The following is a 26510-nucleotide window of genomic DNA, read 5'->3' on the forward strand; positions in this document are numbered from 1 at the left end:
CGTTGACGTGAACAATGCAACGCATCGCATTCTTATTGAGATTCTGCATGCTCTCCTGTTCCCGATTTCTTGCCTGGCTTGTGGCCCCGACGTTGGCGCTGTGCAGTTTCAGTCTGCTGGCCGATCCTGTCGAAGGTGCCGCGCAGGCATTGCATGCACTGGATTACCTGAGCGCTGACTATCCTGCCACCGTGTCGGAAGGCAAAGTGGTGCAAACCTCCGCTTATCAAGGGCAGATAGACTCATTGAGCGCACTGCAAACTCTGGTGGTCGGGCTACCCGAGCGTAAAGAACGCGTCGAAATTGCACAGGGCGTCACTGACCTGAAGCAAGCGGTTGTCACGCGTCAGGACGGCGCACAGGTTGCTCGTCAGGCGCGGCAATTGGGTGCGAAGCTGGCACTTGCCTACGAGGTCAGCCAGGCCCCGGCCATCACTCCGGACCCTGCCCGTGGTGCGCCCTTGTATGCTCAGCATTGTTCGGTGTGCCATGGCGACACCGGCACCGGTGACGGGCCAGCCGGGATCGGGCTGGAACCTCCACCAGGCAATCTGCGCGATGCTGGGCGACTGGACCGTCTCAGCCTCTACGGCCTTTACAACACACTGGGTCAGGGTATTGCAGGCACCGACATGCCGGCCTTCGCAGACCAACTGGATGATCGTCAACGCTGGGACATTGCGACCTACATCGCCAGTTTCAGCGCGCAACCGGTAGCGACAGCGACCAAGACCTTCAATCTGGCTGACCTCGCCCGGCAAACGCCCGCGGAAGTTCAGGCGGCCGAAGGCCCGGACGCCGCTGCAACGTTCAGAGCGCAGCGTGCCCAGCCACCGCAGGTGCAGCGAGGCCCGGCGCAATTGCTTGATTACACCAGCGCAACGCTCGACAAGAGCCTTGCGGCCTATCGGTCGGGTGATCGCGAGCAGGCCTACGATTTGTCCGTGGCGGCGTACCTGGAAGGCTTCGAGCTGGTTGAAAGTTCGCTGGATAACGTTGATGCCAACGTGCGCAAGGACACCGAAAAAAGCCTGATGGCTTATCGACAGTCCTTGCAGGATGGTCTCCCAGTCGCTCAGGCCGCGCAAAAACTTGAAGCCGCAAAGCTCAAACTCAAGGAGTCGGCTGGCCTGCTCGGCAGCGACGGTCTGAGTCTGTCGTTGAGCTACGTTTCGGGCCTGCTGATTCTGCTGCGTGAAGGGCTGGAAGCGATTCTGGTGCTGGCGGCCATTCTGGCGTTTTTGCGTAACACCGGGCAGCAATCGGCCGTGCGCAGTGTCAACGTGGGCTGGGCGCTCGCGCTGCTGGCGGGGTTGGGGACCTGGGCGCTGGCAGCGTACGTGATTGACGTCAGCGGTGCGCAACGGGAATTGCTCGAAGGCGCTACTGCGCTGTTTGCCAGCGTCATGGTGCTCTGGCTGGGTGTCTGGATGCATGATCGCCGTCACGCAGCCGCGTGGCAGGACTATGTGAAAAGCAGTCTGGTGGGCGGCGGTGGGCGTTTCGGCTTCGCGGTGCTGGCGTTTTTCTCGGTCTATCGAGAACTGTTCGAAGTCATCCTGTTCTACGAAACCCTGTGGTTGCAGGCAGGGCCAGCAGGCCATAACGCGGTACTGGCGGGTGGTGCCACAGCACTGGTGCTGTTGATCGGGTTGGCGTGGATCATTCTGCGCGGTTCGGCAAAGCTGCCGCTGTCGCTGTTCTTCGGCGTCAACGCCGCGTTGCTGTGCGCGTTGTCGGTAGTGTTTGCCGGTCATGGCGTCAAGGCACTTCAGGAAGCCGGCATATTCGGTACGCGGCCGGTGCCGTTCTTCGAGTTCGATTGGCTGGGGATTCATGCCGATGCGTATTCGTTGTCTGCACAGGCCATCGCGTTGATCGCCATCGCGGTGCTATACGGCCGCAGCCGTCTGGCAGAAAAACGTCGGCTTCAGTCCGCTGCCTGACACCTGCCAGACCTGGCCACAAGCAGTTCGCGTTTACCCAAAAGGATGAAACCTTTTGCGGTAGACGCGGACTTACCCTCGATGAAGCAGCCGTCTTTATCGCGTCCCGAGCAGGGCGTGGTACAGGCAGCAGCGCCGCGCAATCCCCATAAAACCGGGACGATGTCCTGATACCGACATCGATGCTGTCATTTGTGACAGTTTTATTTCAATGAAACCGGGCCTGTGCGATGCTGGCGTCCATGCCAAAGGCCGACTAAAGCTTTAGTGGAGCGTTACACAACACCTCCCCGCTCGCGACTCGCCTCACTTTCAATTCACACTGCCTTATTGGGCACACCTCAGGGGGCCTCACTATGCTGACCCTGCTCGATTTGCTATCCGCCGTGGCGCTGCTGATCTGGGGCACGCACATTGTGCGTACCGGCATCCTGCGTGTTTACGGCGCGCAACTACGACGTCTGCTCAGCCAGAACATGTCCAGGCGTCCGCTGGCATTCGTCGCCGGTATTCTGGTCACCGCCATGGTGCAGAGCAGTAATGCCACCGCCATGCTTGTCACCTCCTTCGTGGGTCAGGGGCTGATGACCCTGACGCCTGCGCTGGTCATCATGCTGGGTGCCGATGTGGGTACTGCGCTGATGTCGCGGGTGCTGACCTTCGACCTGTCGTGGCTGTCACCGCTGCTGATTTTTCTCGGCGTGGTGTTCTTTTTGTCACGCAAACAGACCCGTGCCGGTCAGTTGGGGCGCGTGGGTATTGGTCTCGGGCTGATTGTGCTAGCGTTGCAACTGATTGTCGCAGCCGCAGCGCCGATCACTCAGGCGACAGGCGTCAAAGTACTCTTCGCTTCGCTGACGGGTGATCTGCTGCTCGATGCACTGGTGGGCGCGATGTTTGCGCTTATCTCTTATTCCAGCCTGGCTGCGGTGCTGCTGACCGCGACCCTGGCAGGCGCGGAAATCATCGGTTTGCCAGTGGCTATCGGGTTGGTGATCGGTGCCAATATCGGCAGTGGGTTGCTCGCCTTCCTCAGCACCAGCATGCAGAACGTCGCAGGTCGGCAAGTTGCGCTGGGCAGCCTGTTGTACAAACTGCTGGGCCTGCTGCTGATCATCCCGGTGCTTGATCCGCTGGTGACGTGGATCGACACGCTGGGCTTCCGTCCACAGGAACTGGTCATCGGCTTCCACCTGATCTACAACACCACGCGCTGCCTGATCATGTTGCCGACGGTCGGACCCATGGCGCGGCTGTGCGCTGCACTGCTGCCGCAACAGAACGAAGCCGGAGGGTTGGCCAAACCTCGCCATCTGGACCTGACCGCGCTGGCGACGCCAAGTCTTGCGCTGGCCAATGCAGTGCGGGAAACCCTGCGCATGGGTGACCTGATCGAGAGCATGCTGGGTTCGATGCTGGCGGTGCTACGTGGCACGCAGACCGCAGTCACCCAGGAAGTGCGCCGTCTCAATGACGATGTTGAAGCGCTTTATAGCGCCATCAAGCTGTATCTGGCGCAGATGCCACGGGAAGAACTGGGCGAGCATGATAATCGCCGCTGGGCAGAAATCATCGAACTGACCATCAACCTGGAACTGGCCAGCGGGCTGATCGAACGCATGCTGCGCAAGATTCAGCAGCAGAAAACTTCGCAGCGCCGTTCCTTCTCGGAGGTCGGGCTCGAGGAGCTGGCGGATCTGCACATTCAGTTGCAGTCCAATCTGCGTCTGGGTCTGTCGGTGTTTCTCAGCGGTGACGAAGAAAGTGCGCGTCAGCTGCTGCGTGAAAAACGCCGATTCCGGGCTCAGGAACGGCGCTTGGCCCATGCTCACGTGAGCCGTTTGCAACGCAAGGTGGTGCAGAGCATCGAAACCAGTTCGCTGCACCTTGAGCTGATTGCCGACATGAAACGCCTGAATTCGCTGTTCTGCAGCAGTGCCTATGCGGTTCTGGAAACGGCCGACACCGGTGCCTTGTCCAGCGAGGGCGCGACCGAGCAATCGCTATGAACGTAAGCAGGCAGACGAAGTCTGTTAAACATACCGGCCCGCAAGGAAAGCTGCTTTATGCGTTGCCTGCTGTTTGCTTGTCTGCTTCTCGGTTCACTCCCCTCATTTGCCCTTGATCGACTTCAGGTCGAGGGCTACCTGCTGCCCAATGGTTTGCAGGTCCTGCTGAAACCGGGCTACGACAAAGGGCACGTCGCGATCCGTCTGGTGGTTGGCATCGGTTTTGACGACTTTGCCTGTCAGGATAAAGAGCTGCCTCATCTGCTTGAGCACCTGTTGTTCAGTGGCGTCGATGCCAGCGGCGAAGGTGGGCTTGAGGAGCGCATGCAGGCACTGGGTGGTGAGTGGAACGCGTTCACCAGCAACACCGACACAACATTCGTGATTGAGGCGCCTGCCCGAAACCAGCGCAAGGTGCTGGATCTGTTGCTCGAAGTGCTGACCAGAACCGAGCTGGATCAGCCGCGTCTGGACAACGTCAAACGTGTTGTCGAGCGCGAGGATGGTGGGCATGCCTCGCATCTGCAACGCCTGCTTGATCGCCGCGATTCCAGCCATGGTGCGAGCACCCAACTGGCCATCGAGCTGGGCTTGAAATGCGCTGAACGCCCTGAAGTCGAAGCCGTCTCGCTTGAGCATCTCGAAGAAGTGCTGGCCAACTGGTATGCCCCCAACAACATGACGCTGATCGTGGTGGGCGAACTGGACAAGCTGTTGCCTGCCTACCTGGAGCGAACTTACGGCAAGCTTGTCCCGACCGATCCTATCGACCATCCGCCGCTTGCTGAGAGCACGGGTACTGCGCAGCCAAGGCGCGAGCTCGAACGGGGTGGACTGGGCGAGAGCGTCAAGCTGCACTTGATCTACACTGAGCCGCAACTGGACGAGCAGCATGACGAGACCTGGGACCTTGTCGAATCGTATCTTGACTGGTCGCTCTATACGGAGCTGCGTCTGAAGCATGGTTTGTCCTACGGGCCCTCGGCGGATCGCGAAGTGTTTGGCGATGTCGGGTTTTTGAGCTTGAACGCCGATGTTCAACGCGAGGATGCTGACCAGGCCGAGCAGGAAATACGTGCGCTGGTCGAGCGTCTGCAAAAGGAAGGCATGCAGCCGGCCACGTTTGCACGTCTGAAAGCCGCTGCCATTGCTCGACAGGCCTGGGCGGTGCAGGGCAATAGCGCGTTGGCTGATTACTACTGGGGTGCCCTGAACGATTACGACAAGGGCCGCTTTGAGGACCCTGCCAAACGGACCGGGGCTGTGAGTATCGAGACGGCCAATCGTGCCATGCGTCAGCTGTTGGCACAGCCGGGCTACATGAGAATTGAAAAACCGTTGCTCGGTTATGACGGTCTGTACTGGATCGGCGCGGCGGTGCTGGGCCTGATTGTAGTGTTGGCAGTATCGTTGGCCATCTGGCGCCGCCGTATGCGCGGGCGCTAGGCGCTGCGCCTTCTGCCTGTATGCAAGAACCCGCGCGGCATTGCTATGCTGCGCGGGTTTTTTGATTGAACTGACCCGAGTGAATCGTTGAAATGCCTGACCTGAACCGCTACGTCACACCCGTGCTTGAATTGATGAAGCGTTACCCCGGGCTTATCGCGGCTTTTGGTTTTGTGTCGGGTATTGCCAGCTTCATTCTGGTCGACCGCCAGGCGGGTCTGGCGACCTGGATTGCGGTGGTCATGCTCATCAGCTGGCTATGGCTGATGGTCGAGAACACCATGGTCGGCCTGCTGAACAAGGCCATCGGGCGTGAGATCCCTCAAGGCTTGTTGCGCTACGGCACGCAGATGATCCACCAGGAAAGCCTGTTTTTTGTACTGCCGTTCTTTTTCATCACCACCACCTGGAACAGCGGACAGGCAATTTTCACAGCGTTTCTTGGCGCCGCCGGCCTGATCTCGATCATTGATCCGCTGTATTACAAATGGCTGGCGCCGCGTCGCTGGCTGTTCATGGCTCTGCACACGCTTACTCTGTTTGCAGCCTTGCTTACCGCGTTGCCCATCATCCTGCACCTGACCACCGCCGAGAGTTACAAGCTGGCGCTGGGTGTAGCGTTGTTGCTGTCGTTCCCTAGCCTGGCGTCCAGCTTCCCGCTCAATAACTGGCGACGTGCAGTGACGGTAGTGGCAATGATCGTGGCGATAGGCGGCGCTGGCTGGATGCTGCGCTCCTGGGTGCCGCCTGCGACGTTGTGGTTGACCGAGGTGGCGGTGAGCCCGGACTTCGATAACAAGAGCCGTACTCCTGGCGACAGCATTTCCGAGATCAGTGCCAGTCAGCTGCGCAGCAGCGGGTTGTATGCCTACACCGCCATCAACGCGCCGCGGGGTCTGGAAGAGCGGATTTATCACGTATGGCGCCACGACGGTAAAGAAGTGGATCGTATCGCGCTGGACATCCATGGCGGTCGCAAGGAAGGCTATCGCGCCTGGACTCACAAACAGAACTTTCCTCAGGACGTGGTCGGTCGCTGGCAGGTGAGGGTGTTGACGGAGGACGGGCAGATGATCGGTGTGCTGCGTTTTGTGGTGACCGATACCGATCAACCGACTGTCACCAAACCTGCTGGTCGATTGATCAAGCTCAAGCCTGGCGGCGATCAGTCTGAACAGGCCGAACCTGAAGCCGGGTCAGAGCGCAAATCTGACGCGGCTCCGGAAAAGCCCCCAGCCAGTGAGCCGAAACGAGAAAGCCCCTCAGCCGAAACGCCACCTGAGGCACCTGCTCAGTAGGGCCTCAGCTCGCAGTGGCGCCGAAGAACCAGTAGCAGACGTAGATTGCCGCGACTACGCCGCAAAACTCGGCCAGCAGTGCGCAGCCGACTGCGTGGCGGGCTCGCTGGATACCGACGGCGCCAAAATACACCGCCAGCACGTAGAAGGTGGTTTCGGTACTGCCCTGAATCGTTGCCGCTGCCAGCGCTGCGAAGCTGTCCACGCCCTGGGTCTGCATGGTTTCGATCAGCAAGGCCCGGGCGGCGCTGCCCGAGAAGGGTTTGACCATCGCGGTCGGCAGCGCGTCGACGAAGCGCGTGTCCATGCCCAGCCATTCCACCAGATGACGAATGCCTTCCAGGCCGAAGTCCAGCGCCCCCGATGCCCTTAGCACGCCGACTGCACAGAGCATGGCAACCAGGTACGGCAGCAGGCTTTTGGCAACATCGAAACCTTCCTTCGCCCCTTCGACAAAGGCCTCGTAGACCTGCACCTTGCGCAACGAACCAATGATCAAAAACATCATGATCAGGCCGAACAGCGTGAGGTTGCCCAGAATGGAGGAAAGCCCCGCCAGCGCAGCCGCCGAGAGCGTCGCCAGAAACGCCATGAAACCCCCGAGCAACAGCGCGCCCGGGATCAGATAAGCGAGCACCACTGGGTCCCAGAGGCGCAGGCGCTGCATGAACGCCACCGACAGCAGGCCGACGAAGGTTGAGGCGCTGGTGGCCAGCAGAATGGGCAAAAAGACCAGGGTAGGATCGGGCGCACCTTGCTGGGCGCGGTACATGAAGATCGTCACGGGCAGCAGGGTGAGCGACGAGGCGTTCAGCACCAGAAACAGAATCTGTGCGTTGCTGGCCGTGGTCTTGCTGGGGTTGAGCTCTTGCAAAGAACGCATGGCCTTCAGGCCGATCGGCGTAGCGGCGTTGTCCAGCCCCAGTGCATTGGCGGCGAAGTTGAGAGTGATCAGGCCCAGCGCGGGGTGGCCCGGCGGGACTTCCGGCATCAGGCGCAGAAACAGAGGCCCGAGTACCTTGGCCAGCCAATCGACGATGCCGGCCTTTTCGGCGATGCGCAAAAAGCCCAGCCACAGCGTCAGGGTACCGAACAGCAGCACCATGACCTCGACTGACAGCTTGGCCATGGCGAAGATGCTCTCGACCATGGCGGCAAAAATGCCCGCGTTACCGCCAATCAGCCACTGTGCCAGCGCGGAGATGGCCGCCACGACAAAAAAACCAAGCCACAGGCCATTGAGCATCGGATAAGTCCCTCACAAGATGCGGGGATGATAACGGCGGGGTGCGCTGGAGGGAAATCGGTGCGCGGATGCGCAGTTGAGTTCCCTGGCCCCGGAAACGACAAACCCCGCCAGTGCGGGGTTTGTCTGCGTAACGGTGTGACGATCAGTCGGCAGTAGGCTTGCCTGGCGGCACCAACGACTTGCTGCGCCAGTGCGGCAAGGATTCCCAGTAGGCCTGGCCCTTCACGTCGTCATACATGCCTTCCCAGCGTGAGATGACGAGGACGGCCAGCGCATTGCCGATCACGTTCAGGGCGGTGCGTGCCATGTCCATGATCCGATCAACGCCAGCGATGAACGCCAGGCCTTCCAGCGGGATACCCGCGCTGCCCAGAGTCGCCAGCAGCACTACGAACGAGACACCCGGAACGCCCGCGATGCCTTTGGAGGTAACCATCAGTGTCAGCACCAGCATCAGCTGCGCGCCGATCGACAGGTCGATGCCGTACAACTGAGCGATGAAGATTGCAGCGATGCTTTGGTACAACGTCGAGCCATCGAGGTTGAACGAGTACCCGGTCGGTACCACGAAGCTGCAGATCGCTTTGGGTGCACCATAGGCTTCCATCTTCTGGATCACACGCGGCAGCACGGTTTCGGAGCTGGCGGTGGAGTAGGCGAGGATCAGCTCGTCCTTGAAGATGCGCATCAGCTTGATGACCGAGAAGCCGAACAGGCGTGCGATCGCGCCCAGTACCATAAAGGCGAAGAAGGCGATGGCGAAGTACACCAGCAGCACCAGCTTGGCCAATGGCAGCAGCGATGCGAACCCGAAGTTGGCGACGGTCACCGAAATGAGCGCGAACACGCCGATGGGTGCGTAGTTCATGATCATGTGAGTGACCTTGAACATGGTTTCCGAGACGCCCTGGAACAGTTTGACCAGCGGGTCGCGGACTTCGGCCTGAAGGCTTGAAAGCCCCAGCCCGAACAGCACCGAGAAGAAGATGATCGGCAGCATCTCGCCACGGGCCATGGCGGCAAAGATATTGGACGGGATCAGGTTGAGAATGGTAGCGATAAAGGCATGATCATGCTGAACCTCGGCAGTAGTCTGTTGATACTTGGAAATATCAACAGTGCCCAGCGTACTCATGTCGATGCCGGTGCCCGGATGGAACACATTGGCCAGAATCAGGCCGACCAGAATCGCAATGGTCGTGACGACTTCGAAATAAAGGATGGATTTGAGGCCGATTCGCCCGAGTTTCTTGGCATCGCCCACACCGGCAATACCCACGACCAGCGAAGCCACGACGATCGGGATGACGATCATCTTGATCAGGCGGATGAAGATGTCACCTGCAGGCTGCAGAATATTGCTGATCCACCAGGCCTTTTCCGCACTGAAGTGGTTCAGCAGCGCACCGAACAGAATACCCAGTGCCAGCCCTATAAGAATCTGCCAGGCCAGACTCAGCTTTGCCTTCCTCATGTTCATACCCTTATTTCAAGTGGGGTGGGCTAGTCCAAAACCGACACGATGAGACTGCTTTTCCACAGCATTCTCGAAGCACGGATGACTTTTGGCGTCGTCCAGAGAAGGTCACCGCAGGCGAGCATCCCAGCTCTGTAGCAGGCGAAAAAAGGCGCAACTATTCTCACCGCAGCCACCGACGTCTAATGCCGTAAACGACTACCTCATGCAATATCGGCATACAAAAACGACCGAAAGCGTTGATTTGCGACAGATTGGAAGAGGGCGTTTTTACGTCAAAGCGGCTAAAACGTCGCTTGCGTGAAGGGGGATAGCGAAATATCGAAGGCTGTTGCAGTCAGTGCTTGGCACTGCAGGAGGGTGTGCTGGCAGCACTTTTCTGGATGTACGGTAAAAATCCGAAGGCCTATGGCGCGCCTGGAATGTAAAGCGCCGTGCAAGTGTCCTGTTCAGACCCGACGAACGAGTCATGAAATCGTTGACTTGCACGGCAGCTTGCCTGACCCGGCCCTCATCGGAGGTACTCCCTGTACCCCTAGGTCACGCCGATCCTTTCGATCAGCACATCCCGGCCCCCTGGTCATGCGCGTACCCTCTTCGGGCCGCGCAACCGGAAAAAGTCGTCCCGGAGGACATCTCTCTCTCCGCTCTGGATCAATACCAGTTCGGGTCTTTGCGTAACTGCTCTTTCAGCAGCTGCTGCATACCCTCGTCGGGCTTGCCCAAAAACCTGTAAGTCGCATGAAGTGTCGGGGATTTATCCGCTGGCAGACCAGCAGGCACCTCCACCAACATTGCGTAAGCATCTTCCTTGTCGAGACTGAACGACACGATCAGGCGCTTGCTCTTGCACGTATCGGCGGTCTCGCAGAGCGGACCCACCAGATACGGGTCACCGTCCTCCGTCACTGCCGTCATCTGGTCGGAGGTACCTGAAAGATTGAGCACCCATTCGGGCAACCGTTCTTCTTTCTTGACGACCTTCATCCAGGTCTGACGGTACTCGGGTGATGAGCTCAAGAGCTCATTCACGCGGGCTTGTCCATCATTGGCAGCTACTGCCATGGCACTACCGCCCATCAACAGGGCGGCCGCCAGACTACGCAGTGACGTATGCATCATCAGCCTCGACCGCGACGACCGAAGAAGAACGACACAACGAACATCACGAGGAAGACAACGAACAGGATCTTGGCGATGCCTGTAGCTGTGCCCGCAATACCACCGAAGCCAAGTACTGCAGCAACAATGGCGATGATCAGAAACGTGATAGCCCAACTCAACATGGTGATACTCCTTTTTAAAGCCGTTAATTTTCAGATTCCGGGTAGTGCATGTATTTCAGATCGGGTCAGAAAACCCATTTTTGCTGCGGCGCTACTTCATCTACAGCAACCACACCGTCAACTGGGCGAATGCTCAAGGCGGTGTCTTGAGCCATCGGCGAGCTGACGCTGCGGTATGAAATGCTGCTGTGGATGATTTGCTGTTGGATATGGGTCGCTTCGTTGGCTTGATTCCAACGCTGAAACTGCTGAATGGCGATCAGCGTGACCAGCAAGGCAAGGAGCAGAAAAAGGCCTTGCTGCACATGGAGGGGGGAGATCCGCAACTGTGCAATACGCTGACTGTTCATCCGCTAGCTCCCTCCACATGAGTGGGCATTCATTCGTTATGGTCGTGTGTTGCCGACCTTCGTTGAGTGGGATATTGCAGACTGCGTGCCAGCTTTTGCATTGAAATTAAATTCAATAAAATCAACGAGTTATAAAGTTTTTCGGAGTTGCCTTACACGCAAGCTGCACGATTACACCTTTGTAATCGTGCGTTCTGCACGAGTCGTATGGCTTTATTTGTCTGGTCTGTCAGCCTGCGCTGCGCGCCATGACTTTCAAGGCGTCGCCGTTCACGCCTTTTACACCACGAATGTTTCGTGCGATTTCAATCGCCAGTTCCTTCTCCGCAAAGTTGGCGACTACGCCGTTCAGGGTGACCACACCGCCTTTGGTGTCGACCTTCATGTTCAAGCCATCCAAGCTGCGGCTGTAGATCAGGCTGGCCTTCACCTTGCTGGTGATCCACGCGTCGCTCATTTCCTCTGTCGCTGTGAGCGTCTGCGGCTGCGCCTTGGCGGCTATAGAATCGGCGGCGCTGAGGCTGAGCAGGTTATTGACACTGACCACGCCGTCCGTATTGGTCGCCAGGCGGCCTGCAAGCTCCTTGGCTTCAGGGCTCTGCGCTCGTCCCTTCAAGGTCACTACGCCTTCATTGCTGCTCACATCTATGGTCAGGCCCTCGGTGACGCTGCTCCACAGCAACTTGGACTTCACCGTTGCTACCAGCGTGGCGTCTTCAAAGCGTTGAGCCATACCGGTTTTCGTGGCCGGGTCGCTGGCAACTGATGCATCCACTTCCAGCTGGTTGTCGACTTTGTTGATCCCCGCAACATCCAGTGCGATGCGTTCGGCCAGCTCACGATCCACATCGGTCTCGACCTTGCCTTTCAGAATGGCGGTGCCTTGCTCGACGTCAACGTCGATTTTGAAAGGGCTCAAATGCCTGTTGAGTGCAAAGGCAGTCCAGATCGAACCCTCTTGTCGGGCTTCGGCGAGCTGAGTCGGCAAGTCGTCTTGCGCTGCCAGTGCGAGTGAAGGGCCAGTGCCAAGGAAGGTTGCGGTCGCGGTAATGAGGGCGATCTTTTTCAGTGGGTGCATAAGAATTTTCCTGTTGAGGTGGGCTTTTAGCCTCCAGATGAACGGTGTTAGCGACATAAACACGTTTTAATCGGGCTGTTAGCCAGAACGAGGCCAGATAGATAACATTCACATCGCAGAATCAATCAGAATTGACCATGCAACTTGCCCGATGATTCCGAGACTAACCAAGACAATTCACTAAGGAGCGTAGGAAAAATGGAAGCAGCCACTGAGAATCAGGGCCGTATTCTGCTTGTGGACGATGAGTCCGCCATCCTCCGCACCTTCCGGTACTGTCTGGAAGACGAGGGATACAGTGTCGCCACTGCCAACAGCGCAGCTCAGGCCGACACGTTGATGCAGCGTCAGGTCTTTGACCTGTGCTTTCTGGATTTGCGCCTTGGCGAAGACAACGGTCTGGACGTTCTGGCACAAATGCGTATTCAAGCGCCGTGGATGCGCGTCGTTATCGTGACCGCGCATTCGGCGGTTGATACCGCTGTGGATGCCATTCAGGCCGGGGCCGCTGATTACCTGGTCAAACCCTGCAGCCCTGACCAGCTCAGACTGGCCACTGCCAAACAGTTGGAGGTCCGGCAGCTGTCTGCGCGCCTTGAGGCACTGGAAGGTGAGATACGCAAACCCAAGGACGGTCTGGATTCGCACAGCCCATCGATGATGGCCATCCTCGAAACAGCCCGCCAGGTTGCCGTAACAGATGCCAACATTTTGATTCTGGGTGAGTCAGGTACCGGTAAAGGCGAGCTGGCACGGGCCATTCATGGTTGGAGCAAGCGGGCAAAGAAATCCTGCGTGACGATCAACTGTCCGTCGCTGACCGCAGAGCTGATGGAAAGTGAGCTGTTTGGTCACAGTCGCGGCGCGTTTACCGGTGCCAGCGAGAGCACACTGGGTCGGGTCAATCAGGCCGACGGCGGCACGCTTTTTCTCGACGAGATCGGCGATTTTCCGCTCACGTTGCAACCCAAGCTGCTGCGTTTCATTCAGGACAAGGAGTACGAGCGCGTCGGTGATCCGGTCACACGTCGCGCAGACGTGCGCATCCTGGCGGCCACCAACCTGAACCTGGAAGACATGGTGCGCAGCGGGCGCTTCCGTGAAGATTTGCTGTATCGATTGAACGTTATTACTTTGAATCTGCCGGCATTGCGCGAGCGCAGTGAAGACATTCTGACGTTGGCTGATCGCTTTCTGGCCCGCTTCGTCAAGGAATACGCGCGCCCGGCTCGAGGTTTCAGCGAAGAAGCGCGCGCAGCGCTGCTCAACTATCGCTGGCCGGGCAACATCCGCGAGCTGCGTAACGTCATCGAGCGAGCCAGTATTATCTGCCCGCAGGAGCGAGTTGAAGTCAGCCACCTCGGGATGGCCGAGCAACCTGCCAACAACGCGCCAAGAGTCGGGGCGGCTCTCAGTCTGGATGAGCTCGAGAAGGCTCACATCGGGGCTGTTCTGGCGACCAGCGATACGCTCGATGCGGCAGCGAAGACTCTGGGTATCGACGCTTCGACGCTGTATCGAAAACGTAAACAGTACAACCTATGAATAACCTCACATGAAACTGGCCATGAAGCTGCGCACTCGCCTTTTTCTGAGTATCTCAGCGCTTATCACTGTGGCGCTGCTCGGGCTGCTGCTGGGGCTCGTCAGCGTGATGCAGATGGCCAGAACCCAGGAGTCATTGATCCAACACAACTTCTCCATTCTGGATCTGGGGCTGAAGCTTCGTCAGAACCTTGGCGATCAATTGGTATTGATGACCGGCTCCGAGCACAACCAGAGCGCGCTCGACAGGGCTCAGGTTCAGTTTCAGGAGCTGCTTGATCAGGGGACCCTCGAGGACAATCAGCAGAATGTGCGCAACGGTTTCGAGCGAACCAAAGACGACTACCAGCGGTTCATCGACACGTGGAAGCGGCTTGGCGATGACGAGCGAGGCATTCGTGGCAACCAGGAGCTGAGCAGCGCTTTCGATACCCTGCGAAACGGCTTGCTGGACGTGCACCGCAGAGCGCTGGAGAACATCAGCGCCGCCGAGATCAATTCCCGGGAGCGTGCGCTGTGGATCGCCGGTCTGCTGGGCCTTGTCGGGCTGGCGGTATTGGGCATCGGTTTCGTGACAGCCCATGGTATTGCCCGTCGTTTCGGCGCACCCATCGAGGCTCTGGCCAAGGCTGCCGATCGCATCGGGCAGGGTAATTACGAAGTCACGCTGCCGATTTCTTCGGCTGCCGAAATGAATCTTCTGACGCGACGTTTTGGCATCATGGCCGAAGCGCTACGGCAGCATCAGGCCACCAACATCGATGAGTTGCTGGCTGGCCAGCAACGTCTGCAAGCGGTGCTCGACAGCATTGATGACGGCTTGCTGATGATCGACAGACAAGGGCGTCTGGAGCACTTGAACCCGGTGGCCCAGCGTCAGCTCGGTTGGGATGAAAGTCGCCTTGGTCAGACCCTCGGCGAAGCGCTCGGGCTTCCAGAGCTTGACGAGCAGCTGCATCTGATCCTGCGCGGTGGAAGTCTGGAGCGCGCGCCAGAAGACCTGTCTATCGAGATCGACAACGAATCACGCTTGCTCACCTACAGCATGACCCCGGTAAGCCACACCAAGGGGCACATTCTGGGTGCTGTGATGGTGCTGCACGACGTGACCGAGCAGCGCGCATTCGAACGGGTGCGCAGTGAATTTGTACTGCGTGCTTCGCACGAATTGCGCACGCCGGTTACGGGTATGCACATGGCATTCGGTCTGTTGCAGGAGCGACTGCACTTCGCACCTGAGACGCGCGAAGCCGACCTGCTCAATACGGTCACCGAAGAAATGCAGCGCCTGATGCAACTGATCAATGACCTGCTGAATTTCTCTCGTTATCAGAACGGTCTGCAAAAGCTCAAGTTGGCACCTTGCTCCATAGAAACGCTGCTGGAAGAGGCCAAGGCGAGGTTCGATGCTCAGGCTCAGGAGCAGGGTATTGCTCTGATTCTGGACATTCAGGAGCCGCTGCCGCGCCTGCATGCCGATCAGGCGCAGTTGGAACGGGTGCTCGACAACCTGCTGGACAACGCGCTGCGCCATACACCAGAGAGCGGTCTGATTCGCTTGCAGGCGAAACGGCATGGCGAGCGGGCGATCATCAGTGTTGAAGATAATGGTGAGGGCATTGCCTACGGGCAGCAGGGCAGGATCTTCGAGCCGTTTGTTCAGGTCGGGCGCAAGAAGGGCGGCGCAGGCCTCGGGTTGGCGTTGTGCAAGGAGATTGTCCAGCTGCATGGCGGGCGCATGGGGGTGTATTCAAGGCCTGGCCAGGGAACTCAGTTCTATATGGCGTTGCCATTCTGAGTGTTAAAAGGTCGGTTTCAGGCCACGTCGTCCTTGCGCCGCACGACGTGGCGGCGCCCGCCGGTAATCAGCTCTGAAAAGCGCTTGGCCGTCAGCGGGCGCGCGAACAGCCAGCCCTGGCCATACATCACGCCCTCGCTCTTGAGCAGGGCTGCCTGGGATTCCAATTCGATGCCCTCGGCAATCACCTTCAGATGCAGCGCATGCGCCATGCGAATGATGTGCGGGGCCACGCCACTGCTGGCGGCGTCGTAGCCCAAGGCATCGACAAAGGCCTTGTCTATCTTCAGGCAATCCACGGGTAACGTTTGCAAGTAGGCCAGGCTGCAATAACCCGTGCCAAAATCGTCGATCAATATTTGATGACCCATATCTCGCAATGTTTGCAGGTGATTGCGTGCTGCCATCACATCGACCAGGCCTCGCTCGGTGACCTCGAACGCTATCTGACTGGCAGCCACCTTGTGCTGCTTCAGCAATCGGGCTGATACGCGCCCGATGCGCGCAGACATCACGTCACAGGCGGCCAGATTGACCGAGACGTACAAATGCGGATTGGAACGCAGCAAGGGTCCCAGCTCATCCAGCAGACGCTGAAGTACGAAGTCGGTGATCTGGCGGATCTGTCCGGTGTTTTCGGCCAGTGGTATGAACAGCTCGGGGCTGGTCAGGGTGCCGTCCTGTCTGCGCCAGCGCACCAAGGCTTCGGCTCCGACACACAGCCGGGTATCGATGTTGAAGATCGGTTGATAAAGGACCCTCATTTCGCCTCGGTGCAGCGCACGTGTCAGCTCTGCGCTCAACGATCTGCTGCGGTGCAAAAGCGTGAAGGTCAGGGCGCCTGTGCACAGCGAAACGAACAGGCTGACCGGCGCCAGCAACCACCAGGCGCTGGCGATTTTGGGCATAGCGCTTCGCGGGGCCACCAATACCAGCTGATAGTCGGGGCTTTGTGTCGGCATGATGTAGATCAGGCGATCCGATGTGGTGGTCAGCCGCTCCTGGCTGGCTGACATGCCGGCCGGCGCGGGCCAGTTCTGTGCCGGGCCGAGAACCGATAGTGCTCTGCTGCCATCCTCCAGCACCACTAAAAGGCTGCCGCCTGGTGGCAGATCGACGACATCGGTCAGATGGCCGCGTGAGGTCGATACCCGAAAATCACCACGGCCCAGCACCAGCGCTGCCAGATTATCGTCTGGCTGGGCTGAGGTGTTCAGCCAGTAATCGTAGGTCGGGCCGCGGATATCGGGCTGGCGGGCCTCGCCCCATGTCTTTTCCCGGTCCCGGCTTGAACACCGACCTGTTTCGCTGACGTAGGCAGCTTCGTAGATGAAACGGTTACCGGAAATGATCGCGCGCAAACGCGATACCATTTCCGGGCTGCAGCGCCGCAAGGGTTGTTGTTCGAGTTGATCCAGGCCTGCCCGCAACTGGCTGAACATCTGCTCAAGCCGGACAAGGAAGCGCTCGCCCTGGGCATTCATTTGAAGGCGTTCGCTTTGCCACGTCTGCTGTAAGGCCAGGGCGAAACTGGCGCCAGACAGTACTGCAGCACTCAGCCAGAACGCCAGCAGCGCAAGGGCCCAGGGGTGGGAAAGGAATGCGCGCACGCGCGTTGCCGTGATGAGCATCTGAAGGTATCCGTTTGAATACCCTCAGGTATAGCAACAAGCGCGCAAACCGGCCTGCGGAAAGCCACGCCGCGTGTCCGTCAGTTCGAGCCGTTCAGCACCTGCAGGATCGCCGCGCTCTGCGCATCTGGCTCCCCATCGAACCGCTCGGGCCGGAAATGCATCTGGAAAGCCGCCAACACCTGGCGTGTTTCCGCATCCATCATACCGGTCTGCGGTGTTGTGTAACCCAGGCGAGCCAATTGCTGCTGAAACCAGATGATGCTCGGTGGGTTTTCCAGCAGTGACGCCTGGTGCAAAGCTACCAGCCGTTCATCGGGCCAGACCCCCAGCCCTTCGGCAGCCAGACGTTTCCATGGGAACAGCGGGCCCGGATCGAGTTTGCGCAGGGGGGCGATGTCGCTGTGTCCGATGATATGGCGGGGTTCGATCTTGTGGCGTGTGACGATGTCCTTGAGCAGGGCCGCTATCGATTGGTACTGGGCTTCGGTGTACGGATACCAGACGCGTCCGGTCGGCGTATCACGATAGCCTGCGTTGACGATCTCGATGCCGATGGAGCTGGAGTTAAGCCAGGTACGACCTTCCCACTCGCTCTCGCCTGCATGCCATGCCCGGGCGTTTTCATCGACCAGCTTGTAGATGGTGGCCGGGTTGTCGTCGCCGATCAGGTAGTGGCTGCTGACCTCGCCGTGCGTCAGCAGTGCCAGCGACTCCTCCAGAGACGTCGAGGTGTAGTGCAGTATGACGTATTGAATGCGTTCGTCGAAGTTGACCGAAGGATGATGGGTATCCAGCTTGGGGCCACGAGAGCACGCCGTCAGGACAAGCAGGAGAAACAGGGAGAAATACAGCTTCATGATGATCGGGCTACGTACGCGGGAAATGCAACATCATAACAAAGTGCGGCCAAATAGCTTCGGCACCCACCTCTCTCTTCTGGTCCAGATGTTTCTGTCAGCCCTGCTCGATCCGGTTCCGCCCGTTTTCCTTGGCTCGGTACAGCGCCTGATCGGCTCGCTTGATCGCGACATCGCTGCGTTCCCCTGTGCGAAATGCCGTCACGCCCATCGAAACCGTAATCGTGACCCGCTCACCTTTGAAGTGGAAAGGACACTGCTCCACTGCTTCGCGAAGCTGGTCCAGAAACGTCAGGCCTGTCGTGACAGCGGTCGCTGGCAGCAACACCACGAACTCTTCTCCACCAAAACGGGCCAGGAAGTCGGTTGGGCGCAGACGTTTTTTCAGGACGCTGGCCACGATCTTCAACACCTTGTCGCCCGCCAGGTGCCCATAACCGTCGTTGATGCGCTTGAAATGATCGAGGTCCAGTATGCCCACCAGCAGGGTGTTCTTCTTCTCCTGCCACTGGACCATTTCGTATTCCAGTCGCTCGCTCCATGCCGCGCGATTGGGCAGCGTGGTCAATGGATCGATCAGGGCTTTCTGACGCTGCTCTTCCAGATTGGTCCGGAACCCCAGCGCTTCCTGCTCCATGCTCGCTACGCGTGCCGCCAGGCTCTGCAAGCGGGAGGCGACTTCCTGCTCGCGTTCATCGCGCTTGTTCTGATAGTTGTCCATGGTGCTGAGCAAGCCTTCCAGGCGATTATCCAGCACCTGTTTCAGGCTGGGCAGGTCGGAGGCATCCTGCACACTGCTCTGCAACCCACCGACCTGCTCGCGCAATTGCTCGCTCAGATCGCGCGCAGTGGAGCGATTCTCGGCGTGGTCTTCACTGGCTGCCTGCAAATGGCTCTGAAAGGATTCGAGTCGTTCGTTGAGCTGTTTGAGGTAGGTGCTGAATTCCTGCTGGCCGCCGTTGTTGATCGCCAGCATCAGCACGGCCAGATCGTCGAGGATCGGCAGCAGTTCGTACCAGTTGAGGCCATGTTTCAGGCGCAGCTGCATGGCCTCGACCTGCGGCCGGTAATGTTCGGACAGTGTCAGATCGGCGAGCAGCCCCAGAAGCGTTTCCTCGATATGCGTCGCCACCGAGCTGTAGCTGGGTTCAGGCGCGGAGGGCAGGGCGAATGCTTCCTCGCCATCGACGCTTTCAACGTCCTGATCCTGTTCCGGCTCGGTGATCAGGCTCACAACCGCCGGACGCTCCTGATAGGGCACTGTAGGCGTTGGCGTGACCAGCGTCTCGATGTCCATGGCAATGAACAGCGGTCGAGGCTGCTCTGCCTCAGGCATGGTCAGGGCGTGCGCCAGTTGCACGGTGTCATGCGCGTCCAGCCGCCGTGGCGAGGACTCCGGCAATGCAACTTGAAGCTCCGGGCTGGTGTGTGCTGCCGCGATCAAGGGCTCGTTGGCAGCGGTGCTCATCACGACGGGTTCAAGCACGACAGCGTCAGCCGGTATCACAAGAGGTGTTATGTGCGCGGTCGGCGTCGTTTCGGCTTCGGCCAGCGGCTTTTGCAATGGCGGTTCCGAAAGTTGTTGAGGTGCGTGATCAACGACCTGTTCCACAGGATTCTCTGCAGGCCGTTCGACTGCATCATCCGGCGCGTGAGCACCGGTGTCTGCCTGCGTCGCATCATGCGGGTGCTCTGCGCTGTGCTCATCGCGTGTGCCGAACAGGCGTTGCAGCAGGCCGGGCCGCGGCGAGTCGTCGGAAGGCTCCAGCATGGTCAGCGCCTTGCCCTGCAGGCCGCTCAGCTCGCTCAGCAACAAGGGCAGCTCGCGTGCCTGGGAAGCGCGCTCTTCCAGCTCCTTGGCAAAGCGTTTGAGCGGTTTGCGCACCTCGCGCGGCAAAGGCAATGCCTGCAATTGCGCAACCAGTGCCGCCAGCGCTGTGCCAATCTGGCCTACGCGCAATTCACGGCGATGCTCGGAATCCAGCACCGCTTTTTCAAGCTTGGGAATCAAAGCTGCCAACCCGGCGTCCATGTCGTCCCTGCGCACGATCTCGCGCATTTCCTTCATGCATGCATCGACGGCGCTGTCCGAGCCCTCGGCAGCCAGACTGCTGCGTACCAGCCCGCGCCGCAACAAGTCGAGCCGCGCATCCCAGCGCTTTTCGAGCTTATCCTGCTGCTCGATGCCTTTGAGGTATTTCTCTCTCCAGCGCTCGGCGTCGTCGCTCATGCAAGGTTTCCACCAGTGGGCACAGGCAGCGAGTCACCGCGCAGCGAATCGGGCAGGCGAATCTCGACAGCAACCGGCAGGTGATCGGAAATGGGTTGAGCCAGCACCTGAACGCGTTCCAGCGTCAGGGTCGGGCTGAGCAGAATATGATCAAGACAGCGTTGCGGCCGCCAGCTGGGGAACGTCGCTTCGATTTGCGGAGCCAGAAGGCCCAGATCCCGCAGCGGCGAATGTTCCAGCAGATCATTGGCGTGGGTGTTCATGTCGCCCATCAGCACCTGATGACGATAGCCGCCGATCAATTCGCGGATGTAAGCCAACTGCCGCGTTCGGGTACGCGTGCCCAACGCCAGGTGCATCATGACCACAACCAGCGCATCTTCGCCTTCACCGAAGCGAACCAGAATCGCTCCGCGTCCGGCAGGCCCGGGCAACGGGTGGTCTTCGATCTTGGTAGGCCGCAAGCGACTCAGCACGCCGTTGCTGTGCTGGGCAAAGCGTCCCAGGTTGCGATTGAGTTGCTGATACCAGTACGGGAAAGCACCCAGATGCGCCAGGTGCTCGACCTGATTGACGAAGCCGGAGCGCATGCTGCCGCCGTCGACTTCCTGCAGAGCTACCAGATCGAAGTCGTTGAGCAGGTCGCCGATCTTCTGCAGATTGCCCGCTCGCCCGACGTGCGGCAGCAAATGCTGCCAGCTGCGCGTCAGGTAGTGCCGGTAACGCTCTGTACTGATACCGACCTGAATATTGAAACTGAGCAATCGCAGGCGACCGTCGTCCGGCAAACCGTTTTGCGTCAGATGATGCTCGTTGACCCGCGGATCGTGCAGGCCAACGACGCGCTCTATGCCCTTGCCCCAGCGGCGCATGACAGGCGCTTACTTGGCGGCTTTGGCAGCCGCTCGCTCTTTGGCGATCAGCTGATCGGCCACTTGCAGCGTGGCTTCAGGGCCACCGGCTGAGCCGAGGTCAAAGCGGTACTTGCCGTTGACGATCATGGTCGGTACGCCAGTGACTTCATACTTCTTGGCCAGCTCCTTGTACTGCGCGATCTTGCCTTTCACGGCGAACGAGTCAAAGGTCTTGAGGAAGTCGTCCTTGTTGACGCCCTGAGTGGCCAGGAAGTCGGCCATGTCATTCTTGTCGGTCAGACGCTTGCCGCCTTTCTGGATCGCTTCAAAGACTGCTGCGTGAACCTTGTGCTCTACACCCATGGTGTCCAGCGTGATGAACAGCTGGCCATGAGCGTCCCAAGGGCCGCCGAACATGGCAGGTATGCGTACGAAGTTGACGTCGGCTGGAAGCTTTTCAATCCATGGGTTGATGGTGGGTTCGAAGGCGTAGCAATGCGGGCAGCCATACCAGAACAATTCGACCACTTCGATCTTGCCTGGTACTGCAACAGGCACAGCGCTGCTCAGTTCGACATATTGCTTGCCAGCCTGAACCGGCTCGGCAGCTTGGGCGGACATACCGAACAGACTGGCGGCAACCAGTGCGGCGCTGATGATCAGATTACGCATGCATTACTCCTGGGCAGATTGAATCGCCTTCAAGCGACGTGGTTTTCGACCAATCGCGAAAGCTCGAGTTCGTTAGTGTAACGCCCGCGACCCGAAAAAAGCGCCGTCGCCTTTGTCCTTTTTGCGCAGCCTGTGAACACGTCAGCTGTAAATGTATGGCTACACGACTGGCCTTTACGGGCGAGGGTCAGCGAAGCCCCTGAATATACTGGGCCAGAGCCTCGATATCCTTTTTGCTGAGCCTGGCTGCAATCGACCGCATGACCAGAGTATCGCCATCATTGACGCGTTCGCCTTCAGCAAATGCGGTCAGTTGTTTGCGCGTGTACTCGGCATGCTGGCCACTCAGATGCGGAAACCCTGCCTGGGCATTACCGCTGCCATTGGGTGAGTGACACCCGATGCAAGCGGGCAGTCCCTGCTCCAGCCTGCCGCCGCGAAACAGCGCTTCACCCTGGGCGGCCAGGTCAGCGGACACAGTGCCGACGCTGCCTTTCTGGGCAGCATAAAAGGCCGCAATATCTGCAAGGTCCTCGTCATTGAAGTGGTCGAGCTGCCCGGCCATCTCGGGGACGACGCGCTTGCCGTCCTTTATCTCGCGCAGCTGTTTGAGCAGATAACGTTCGCCCTGACCGGCCAGCTTTGGAAAGGCGGGTACCACGCTGTTGCCATCTGGGCCGTGGCAGGCGCCGCATACCGCTGTCTTTGTCTGACCAGCAGCTGTGTTGCCTGCTTTGTCAGCCGCCTGGCTGGCGGTGCAGACAATCAGCGCCAGCAGCAGGCTCGGCAGTCGTGTGTTCATGGGGACATCCTGGGCAGGGCATGCGTCTGTTCATACACACCGAGGCTGGCTGCGGCTGTGGCTTTCAGTGTTCAGCATGGCTCTCTTGGCGGCAACGCGTCGAGTCAAAGTCTGATGAGTCAGCAAAAAACTTTTCAGGTTGAAAGCGGACTGCGTTCTAATGCGCACATTGATTCTCGCTTTGCTGTGCCTGCTCCCTTTGGGAGGCGAAAGCACACACAAAAGTTGCGGCATTATATACTTGCGCTACTCAAACGGAAACGACACCTCTTGCCGCACGCCTTGCAGGCAGAGCCCTCACCGGAAATCACATGCAACTCAAGAACCCCATCCTCGGTCTGTGCCAACAGGCCACGTTCATGCTCAGCGCCGCCAAGGTCGACCAATGCCCCGATGACGAGGGTTTTGAAGTCGCTTTCGCCGGTCGCTCGAACGCTGGCAAGTCCAGCGCGCTGAACACTCTGACCCACGCCAGCCTGGCGCGAACCTCCAAGACTCCGGGGCGCACCCAGTTGCTGAACTTCTTCGGTCTGGACGAAGAGCGTCGTTTGGTCGACCTGCCGGGTTATGGCTACGCCAAAGTGCCGATCCCGCTCAAGCAGCACTGGCAGCGCCACCTGGAAGCCTATCTGGGCAGCCGGGAAAGCCTGAAGGGTCTGATTCTGATGATGGACATCCGTCACCCGATGACGGACTTCGACCTGCTCATGCTGGATTGGGCTGTGGCAAGCGGCATGCCGATGCATATCCTGCTGACCAAGGCCGACAAGCTGACCTATGGCGCCGCCAAGAACACGCTGCTCAAGGTTCAGGCGGAGATCCGCAAGGGTTGGGGCGAAGCGGTCACCATTCAGCTGTTCTCCGCGCCCAAGCGCATGGGGCTCGAAGACGCCTATACCGTGCTGGCTGGCTGGATGGAGCTGGAAGACAAAGCACCTGCCGAATAACCCGCGGGGTAAATCGCAGGCAAAAAAAACCCCGGACTTCATATGGGGAGGGGGAAGTTCCGGGGCTCAAGGTCCAGACCTTAGGGTGGGGTCCGGATAATCTGCCAACACTTAACACAACAAGAGCTGACTGGCTTCTCGACCAATCGGGAAATCTGACTCCTGTCTGAGCGGTTAAGTTCCAGCAATGAAGAAAAGTTCATCTTTCCTACAGCTTTTGGCGAACCGTATTACCGGTTCGCCCAAAAAGCACTCAATGTGCCTCGTCCCAGTTGTTGCCGACGCCGACTTCCACCAGTAACGGTACCGCCAGCTCGGCTGCGCCGCTCATGTGTGGACGGATCTGCTCGCTGATCTGGTCGACCAGATCTTCGCGGACTTCCAGTACCAGTTCATCGTGCACCTGAAGGATCACGCGGGCGTCCAGACCCGACTCACCCAGCCAGCCGTTCACCGCAACCATGGCTTTTTTGATGATGTCGGCGGCGGTCCCTTGCATCGGCGCGTTGATCGCCATGCGTTCGGCGCCTTTGCGCAGTGAGGGGTTCTTGGCGTTGATGTCGGGCAGGTAGAGGCGGCGGCCGAAAATGGTCTCGACAAAGCCTTGCTCAGCCGCCTGAGCGCGGGTGCGCTCCATGTAGGCGAGTACGCCGGGGTAGCGTGCGAAGTAACGGTCCACGTAAGCCTGTGACTGCTTGCGGTCCACGCCGATCTGTTTGGCCAGACCAAATGCGCTCATGCCGTAGATCAGGCCGAAGTTGATCGCCTTGGCGTTGCGGCGCATGTCGGTGGTGACGCCTTCCAGCTCGACACCGAATACCTCGGCAGCGGTCGCCCGGTGCACGTCCAGGTCGTTGCGGAAGGCGTGCAGCAGCCCTTCGTCCTGCGCCAGATGCGCCATGATCCGCAGTTCGATCTGCGAATAGTCGGCCGCAAGCAGCTTGTAGCCCTTGGGCGCCACGAACGCCTGACGAATACGTCGACCTTCGGCGGTACGAATCGGAATGTTCTGCAGGTTAGGGTCGCTGGAGGACAAGCGTCCAGTGACCGCCACAGCCTGATGGTAAGACGTGTGGATGCGCCCGGTGCGTGGGTTGATCTGCTCGGGCAGGCGATCGGTGTAGGTACTCTTGAGCTTGCTCATCGAGCGGTACTGCATCAATACTTTGGGCAGCGGGAAGTCCTGCTCGGCCAGTTCGGCGAGCACCGCTTCGGCGGTGGACGGCTGGCCGGTCGCGGTTTTGCTCAGAATCGGCATGCCGAGCTTTTCATACAGAATCACGCCCAGCTGCTTTGGCGAACCGAGGTTGAACTCTTCGCCAGCGATGGCGAACGCTTCGCGCTCGAGCGCCGTCATCTTGTCGCCCAGTTCAACACTCTGGATGCCCAGCAGATTGGCATCGACCAAGGCGCCCTGACGCTCGATACGCGCGAGCACTGGCACGAGCGGCATTTCAATGTCGTTGAGTACCGGCTGCAAGGTCGGAATGGCCGCCAGTCGCGCGTCGAAGACTTCGTGCAGGCGCAGCGTCAGGTCCGCTTCTTCGGCGGCGTAAAGACCGGCCTGCTCCAGCGCGATTTGATCAAAGGTCAGCTGTTTGGCGCCTTTGCCGGCGATGTCCTGGAAATTGATCGGCGTGTGGGTCAGGTATTTTGCTACCAGGCTGTCGCGGTCGTGGCGGGTGGCGGTGGAGTCCAGTACGTAGGACTCCAGAATGGTGTCGAACCGGACGCCTTGCAGATCGATGCCTTGGCTCTGATCGCCGCCAATGGCGCAGTTGGCGAGCAGGTTGATGGCGAATTTCGCGTGCTGACCGACCTTGATCTTCTCAGGGTTTTCCAGCAACGGCTTGAGTGCCTTGAGCACGGTATCGCGATCGAGTTGCTGTGGCACACCCATGTAGGAGTGGGTCAGCGGAATATACGCCGCTTCGTGCGTCTGGATGGCAAACGACAGGCCGACCAGCTGCGCACGTTGCGCGTCAGTGCCGTTGCTCTGGGCGACAAATGCGAACAGGGGCGCGGCATCGAGCTTCTTCAGCCAGGCGTCGAACTGGGCCTGATCGAGAATGACTTCGTAGGCGGCCTCTTTCATGACCACGGGCTCTTCGACCACCAGTTCCTGTCCGGCGCGCTTGGCGTCGCGTTGCAGGTCTTCGATCCAGCTCTTGAATTCCAGCTCGGCGTACAGGTCCATCAGCGTGTCACGGTCCGGCTCGCCGCAATGCAACTGGTCGAGTTCGATGTCCAGCGGCACGTCGATCTTGATGGTGGCCAGTTCGTAGGAAAGAAACGCCATGGCGCGGTGCTCTTCGAGCTTGACCGCCAGGGTCTTGGCACCGCGAATCGGCAGGGTGGCCACCGCTTCCAGGTTGTCATAAAGCTCTTTCAGGCCGCCGCCGACACCAACCAGCAGGCCGACCGCAGTTTTTTCGCCCACGCCTGGTACGCCCGGAATGTTGTCGACCTTGTCGCCCATCAGTGCCAGGTAGTCGATGATGTGCTCAGGACCGACGCCGAACTTCTCTTTCACGCCAGCCACGTCCAGCACACTGCCGGTCATGGTGTTGACCAGCGTAATGTGACCGTCGACCAGTTGCGCCATGTCCTTGTCGCCCGTGGAAATGATCACCGGGCGGTCCGCCGCAGCGCTGCTGCGTGCCAGCGTGCCGATCACATCGTCCGCTTCCACGCCTTCTACGCACAGCAGCGGGTAGCCCAGACCCTTTACGCACGCATGGAGCAGATCGACCTGCACACGCAGGTCATCCGGCATGCTCGGGCGATTGGCTTTGTACTCGGTGTACAGCGCGTCCCGGAACGTGCCGCCCTTGGCATCGAACACCACTGCGAACGGGCTTTCCGGATATTGGCGGCGCAGGCTTTTGAGCATGTTGAGCACGCCCTTCACGGCGCCTGTCGGCAGGCCCTTGGACGTGGCAAGTGGCGGCAGTGCATGAAACGCACGATAGAGGTAAGAAGAACCGTCCACCAGGACGAGGGGCGCTTGGGTCATGAGCAGAATCAACCTT

Annotated in this window: 19 protein-coding genes and 2 pseudogenes; 8 read left to right on the forward strand and 13 right to left on the reverse strand. The window is 59.2% G+C overall.

The window, feature by feature from the left end:
- Nucleotides 1–47 precede the first annotated feature (47 nt).
- The 4 genes from KDX37_RS00940 (at nucleotide 48) to KDX37_RS00955 (ending at nucleotide 6699) form a co-directional block, all read left to right on the forward strand.
- Nucleotides 48–1946 carry a cytochrome c/FTR1 family iron permease gene (locus tag KDX37_RS00940; protein ID WP_231650731.1) on the forward strand — a complete coding sequence of 633 codons (1899 nt, stop codon included), beginning with the start codon at nucleotides 48–50 and terminating at the stop codon, nucleotides 1944–1946.
- Between the two features lie 356 nt (nucleotides 1947–2302).
- Nucleotides 2303–3955, forward strand: coding sequence for a Na/Pi cotransporter family protein (locus KDX37_RS00945; protein ID WP_231650732.1), 1653 nt, complete (start codon nucleotides 2303–2305; stop codon nucleotides 3953–3955).
- A gap of 57 nt (nucleotides 3956–4012) precedes the next feature.
- Nucleotides 4013–5401, forward strand: a complete 1389-nt coding sequence (locus tag KDX37_RS00950; protein ID WP_231650734.1) for a M16 family metallopeptidase — start codon at nucleotides 4013–4015, stop codon at nucleotides 5399–5401.
- A 92-nt stretch (nucleotides 5402–5493) separates the two neighbouring features.
- Complete coding sequence (locus KDX37_RS00955) at nucleotides 5494–6699, forward strand: DUF5924 family protein (protein WP_231650735.1); 1206 nt, start codon at nucleotides 5494–5496, stop codon at nucleotides 6697–6699.
- A 4-nt stretch (nucleotides 6700–6703) separates the two neighbouring features.
- Here the strand turns inward: KDX37_RS00955 and KDX37_RS00960 are convergent, their stop codons facing one another.
- From KDX37_RS00960 to KDX37_RS00985, 6 genes are all read right to left on the reverse strand, one after another.
- On the reverse strand, nucleotides 6704–7945 hold the full coding sequence (locus KDX37_RS00960) for a nucleoside recognition domain-containing protein (protein ID WP_231650736.1): 1242 nt from the start codon (nucleotides 7943–7945) through the stop codon (nucleotides 6704–6706).
- Nucleotides 7946–8090: 145 nt separating this feature from the next.
- A complete protein-coding gene (gltP, locus tag KDX37_RS00965) occupies nucleotides 8091–9422 on the reverse strand; it encodes a glutamate/aspartate:proton symporter GltP (RefSeq protein WP_231650737.1) in 1332 nt (443 codons plus the stop codon).
- A gap of 657 nt (nucleotides 9423–10079) precedes the next feature.
- Nucleotides 10080–10544, reverse strand: coding sequence for an inhibitor of vertebrate lysozyme family protein (locus KDX37_RS00970; protein ID WP_231650738.1), 465 nt, complete (start codon nucleotides 10542–10544; stop codon nucleotides 10080–10082).
- Between the two features lie 2 nt (nucleotides 10545–10546).
- Nucleotides 10547–10711, reverse strand: coding sequence for a DUF1328 domain-containing protein (locus KDX37_RS00975; RefSeq protein ID WP_002555679.1), 165 nt, complete (start codon nucleotides 10709–10711; stop codon nucleotides 10547–10549).
- A gap of 65 nt (nucleotides 10712–10776) precedes the next feature.
- Nucleotides 10777–11061 carry a hypothetical protein gene (locus KDX37_RS00980; RefSeq protein ID WP_231650739.1) on the reverse strand — a complete coding sequence of 95 codons (285 nt, stop codon included), beginning with the start codon at nucleotides 11059–11061 and terminating at the stop codon, nucleotides 10777–10779.
- A gap of 229 nt (nucleotides 11062–11290) precedes the next feature.
- A complete protein-coding gene (locus tag KDX37_RS00985; protein ID WP_231650740.1) occupies nucleotides 11291–12139 on the reverse strand; it encodes a BON domain-containing protein in 849 nt (282 codons plus the stop codon).
- Between the two features lie 198 nt (nucleotides 12140–12337).
- Here KDX37_RS00985 and algB point away from each other — a divergent pair, with 198 nt between their 5' ends.
- The 3 genes and pseudogenes from algB to KDX37_RS00995 all read left to right on the forward strand — a co-directional run.
- Nucleotides 12338–13684, forward strand: a complete 1347-nt coding sequence (gene algB / locus KDX37_RS00990) for a sigma-54-dependent response regulator transcription factor AlgB (protein WP_231650741.1) — start codon at nucleotides 12338–12340, stop codon at nucleotides 13682–13684.
- A 115-nt stretch (nucleotides 13685–13799) separates the two neighbouring features.
- Nucleotides 13800–14111 (forward strand): annotated as a pseudogene (locus KDX37_RS29635) (KinB sensor domain-containing domain); the annotation flags it as partial.
- A pseudogene (locus tag KDX37_RS00995) lies at nucleotides 14106–15482 on the forward strand (sensor histidine kinase); the annotation flags it as partial. The pseudogenes KDX37_RS29635 and KDX37_RS00995, both read left to right, overlap by 6 nt.
- 17 nt (nucleotides 15483–15499) lie before the next feature.
- Here the strand turns inward: KDX37_RS00995 and KDX37_RS01000 are convergent.
- The 6 genes from KDX37_RS01000 to KDX37_RS01025 form a co-directional block, all read right to left on the reverse strand.
- Nucleotides 15500–17113 (reverse strand): EAL domain-containing protein, encoded by a 1614-nt coding sequence (locus KDX37_RS01000; protein WP_231650743.1) that lies wholly within the window; start codon nucleotides 17111–17113, stop codon nucleotides 15500–15502.
- Nucleotides 17114–17193: 80 nt separating this feature from the next.
- Nucleotides 17194–17973: an N-acetylmuramoyl-L-alanine amidase gene (locus KDX37_RS01005; protein ID WP_231650744.1), complete on the reverse strand. Its 780-nt coding sequence runs from the start codon at nucleotides 17971–17973 to the stop codon at nucleotides 17194–17196.
- A 97-nt stretch (nucleotides 17974–18070) separates the two neighbouring features.
- Nucleotides 18071–20203, reverse strand: coding sequence for a GGDEF domain-containing protein (locus KDX37_RS01010; RefSeq protein WP_231650745.1), 2133 nt, complete (start codon nucleotides 20201–20203; stop codon nucleotides 18071–18073).
- Nucleotides 20200–21075, reverse strand: a complete 876-nt coding sequence (locus KDX37_RS01015; RefSeq protein WP_231650746.1) for an endonuclease/exonuclease/phosphatase family protein — start codon at nucleotides 21073–21075, stop codon at nucleotides 20200–20202. Before KDX37_RS01015 ends, KDX37_RS01010 begins: the two co-directional genes overlap by 4 nt.
- A gap of 9 nt (nucleotides 21076–21084) precedes the next feature.
- Nucleotides 21085–21729, reverse strand: coding sequence for a thiol:disulfide interchange protein DsbA (dsbA, locus tag KDX37_RS01020; protein ID WP_231650747.1), 645 nt, complete (start codon nucleotides 21727–21729; stop codon nucleotides 21085–21087).
- 187 nt (nucleotides 21730–21916) lie between these two features.
- Nucleotides 21917–22531 (reverse strand): c-type cytochrome, encoded by a 615-nt coding sequence (locus tag KDX37_RS01025; protein ID WP_231650748.1) that lies wholly within the window; start codon nucleotides 22529–22531, stop codon nucleotides 21917–21919.
- Between the two features lie 311 nt (nucleotides 22532–22842).
- Between KDX37_RS01025 and yihA the strand changes: the two genes are divergently transcribed.
- Nucleotides 22843–23478, forward strand: coding sequence for a ribosome biogenesis GTP-binding protein YihA/YsxC (yihA, locus tag KDX37_RS01030; RefSeq protein WP_231650749.1), 636 nt, complete (start codon nucleotides 22843–22845; stop codon nucleotides 23476–23478).
- A 253-nt stretch (nucleotides 23479–23731) separates the two neighbouring features.
- On the opposite strand, the gene polA is transcribed toward yihA, so the two are convergent.
- The gene (gene polA / locus KDX37_RS01035) at nucleotides 23732–26494 is read right to left on the reverse strand and encodes a DNA polymerase I (RefSeq protein WP_231650750.1); all 2763 of its coding nucleotides are present in this window, start codon (nucleotides 26492–26494) and stop codon (nucleotides 23732–23734) included.
- Between the last annotated feature and the right edge of the window lie 16 nt (nucleotides 26495–26510).

The organism is Pseudomonas californiensis (genome assembly GCF_021147775.1).
GTDB lineage: Bacteria > Pseudomonadota > Gammaproteobacteria > Pseudomonadales > Pseudomonadaceae > Aquipseudomonas > Aquipseudomonas californiensis.